Genomic DNA, 3,060 nt, shown 5'->3' on the forward strand with positions numbered 1-3,060 from the left:
TTGTCATGCTTATCAACACCATGGATACTAAAAACTAATTTAGCACTATTGATTAATAAATAACGATGCCAAAAACTTTAATTAAAGACATATGGGCTCTCCATTATTTGACTGTTTGCACTTTCAATATGGCACAAATGCCAATTGGATGGGGAGTCCATATCATTCGTTGATATGACTCCCACAGTCAACTTTTTTACACTGATCCTTGCTTTTTTTTAAAAAGCCATTCTTAACGAATTTTAAATAAATGAGTTAATGCACTGAATGAAGCAAAGTAATTTCGTCGGTTATCATGCTGATATTCGTGGATTACTAATCTATTGATTAGCAGCGCCTACCTTACATTTTCCGTCGTGGCACATTGTTTCAGTCTATGCTCGTGGATCAACATTGATTGCTCAATGTTGCCGACCTAACGCCCTCGGGAGTCGCTGCTTGATCCAATGCATTAACCCTAACCTTTTCATGCTGGTACTCTGGCAGTTCGTTTTTTTACATCAATTGGTGCAATTGCCACTTCCCTTGAAATCGCCCATATATATGCAATCATTTCTCTGGCGATAGCAGTTACTGCAACATTGCGATGTTTACTTCTGTGCATTAACCTTTGGTACCTTTTGCATAACCTTAATTGTGCTTGCTAAGCAATATCGATTACTTCTTTACTTAACATTTCTTGTCGTTTTTGCATTTCAGAAGACACTTTAGCTGGAAATTTATAGCTGTGTGCGCCTTCAATTAAAAGACGTCTAGCTCGGCCATTACCACCTTTAGATATCTTTCCTAATTTACGTTTATCACCACTTGAATCTTCACTTGGGGTCAAACCTAGATATTTCATTAGCTTTCTAGGATTATCAAAGCGTCTTAAATCACCGAGCTCTGCAATGATACTTGCTGCAATTAAGAACCTGCATCCGCGCATAGCTTGTATTGCTTTAACGACAGGGTAATAACGCCACCGCTTAACTTGATGTTCAGGTTCGTTAACTAAGCGAGCTAAGTGTTTCATTCGTTCATCAATCGTAAGTAGCATCTTTTGTAAAACAATATGTTGTGCGGGGTGAGGTAAGATTAACTCATTTAACCAGCGTAATGGTTTAAATCATTAGTTGCAGTTTGTCGTGCCCGAGATAAATCACGAACAGCTTCATCTTCAGCCTCAGGTACGTAAATGATTGGAATATCATTCATTTTAAGTAAGAGTGCTAATTTCATAGCATCTTTACGGTCAGTTTAAACCTTTTCTCTAGGTTTTTTAGGTAAAAGAGAAGGTGCAACGATGTAACAACAATGACCAAGACTAGTCAGTAATCGATAAATCCAATATCCACAAGGACCCGCCTCGTAAACAAAATGAAGTGTCGCTTGTGGATATCTTGATTGGAAATCACGGGCCATTTTAATGACGGAAGATTTAGCACTAGAAATACGACCATCGTGTAAAACATGATTATCACGACCATCTAATTCATGTGCTACTTCAAAAAATTCTTTATGGGTATCTAATCCGATGAAAACTGTGATAATATTATTCATGCTAGCCTCTGCTTTATATTGTTTTGACACATATATTATGGCTCTGGCTTGTCAGTTTTGCTGATAAACAAACCCACGAAAATGTAGAGGCTAGCTCTTTGTGGGAGTCATTATGTCTATATGAATAATTAGGTTTAGTTTCATGAATAGAAATATTTCGGAAAAATCACTTCAATTAGATGCTTTAGATGGACTAAGAGGGTTTGCAGCGTTAATAGTTATATTGAGCCATACAAGTAATGCATCAATGTTCTTTGTACCTTTCTTCAATGCATATGGTATTGGAAAATCAGGTGTGTTTTTATTTTTTTTATTAAGTTCATTTTTATTATCAAGAGCATTAATTAAACAAGGAGCTAATGCATTTACGATAAAATCTATTAGCCATTACTCTCAAAGGCGATTTTTTAGGATATACCCATTATATTTTTCTTACCTATTTATGGGAGTGATAACTACTATTATTTTTAGCATGTTGTTAAATAGAGACGATACAGGTATTCCTTTTTCTCTTTCAATTTCCGAGTTTCTTAATCACTTATTTTTACAAGATGGAAAGGGCGTTACATGGAGTATTGCTGTTGAATTTAAGTTCTATTTTGTATTACCTGTTATTATATTTTTATGTCATATGTTGAAAACTAAAGTTGGCTATATTTTTGAAGTTCTATTTCTACTGTGTCTAGTTGCAATAACTCAGGTTATCAGCCCGCAATGGGAATCTGTTGGCAACGACTCAAGGTTGTTGCCATACATGTGTATATTTTTGATTGGTACGGTTTTAGCGGTTATACAGTGCGAAATTGAATCTAGGAATATAGACAAAAACAATTTGAAATTGATAGTCCCGTTAAGTTATTTATCAGTTGCAATGCTTATTTTTATGACCCCTACAGTAGCATCATTTATACTGGAAGACGTAGGAAAACGCTACTTTCATAAGGACTTTATTCAATACGCAGTTTTATGGGGAATTGTTTTATTATCAGTTATTAACTTTAATTCTAAACTATCTTCGTTTTTCAAAATGAAGTGGCTTTGTTTTTATGGCTCACTGAGTTTCTCCATTTATTTGTTTCATCCTATTTTTATTCATTTAGCTAACTATCTACCACTAAATGAATATATTTCAGCTTGGTTTGTTTTGTCTGGGTCAACTCTAGTATCATATATATCATTTAAGTGTCTAGAATTGCCAGCTTCAAATTTACATATAACACATATGAGCCTTAACTCTGTCAATAGTCAATAGTCAATAGTCAATAGTCAATAGTCAATAGTCAATAGTCAATAGTCAATAGTCAATAGTCAATAGTCAATAGTGTTCTTTTTGACCGTTTTTTGCAGTGACGGTCAAATGTAAATCAATAAACAAACCCGTTTACTTCGTATGTCGATGCGGCTGTTAAGCCAGTAGCTTACGGCAAACACATATAGAGGCTCTCTTATTGCGATCTCATCGCTGCCTGCTTTAGTTCATATCCTTATAACATAGCAAGGGCACTACGACTAAATGGA

The 3,060-nt window shown here is 35.1% G+C and carries 1 protein-coding gene and 1 pseudogene; one reads left to right on the forward strand and one right to left on the reverse strand.

All coding sequences use genetic code 11. The features are described 5' to 3' along the window. Nucleotides 1-466: 466 nt before the first annotated feature. Nucleotides 467-1,542 (reverse strand): annotated as a pseudogene (locus KO527_RS00530) (transposase). 142 nt (nucleotides 1,543-1,684) lie between these two features. On the opposite strand from KO527_RS00530, the gene KO527_RS00535 reads away from it, so the two are divergent. After that, a complete protein-coding gene (locus tag KO527_RS00535; protein WP_216038477.1) occupies nucleotides 1,685-2,794 on the forward strand; it encodes an acyltransferase in 1,110 nt (369 codons plus the stop codon). The last annotated feature ends 266 nt before the right edge of the window (nucleotides 2,795-3,060 follow it).

Source organism: Pseudoalteromonas sp. C2R02 (assembly GCF_018860845.1).
GTDB lineage: Bacteria > Pseudomonadota > Gammaproteobacteria > Enterobacterales > Alteromonadaceae > Pseudoalteromonas.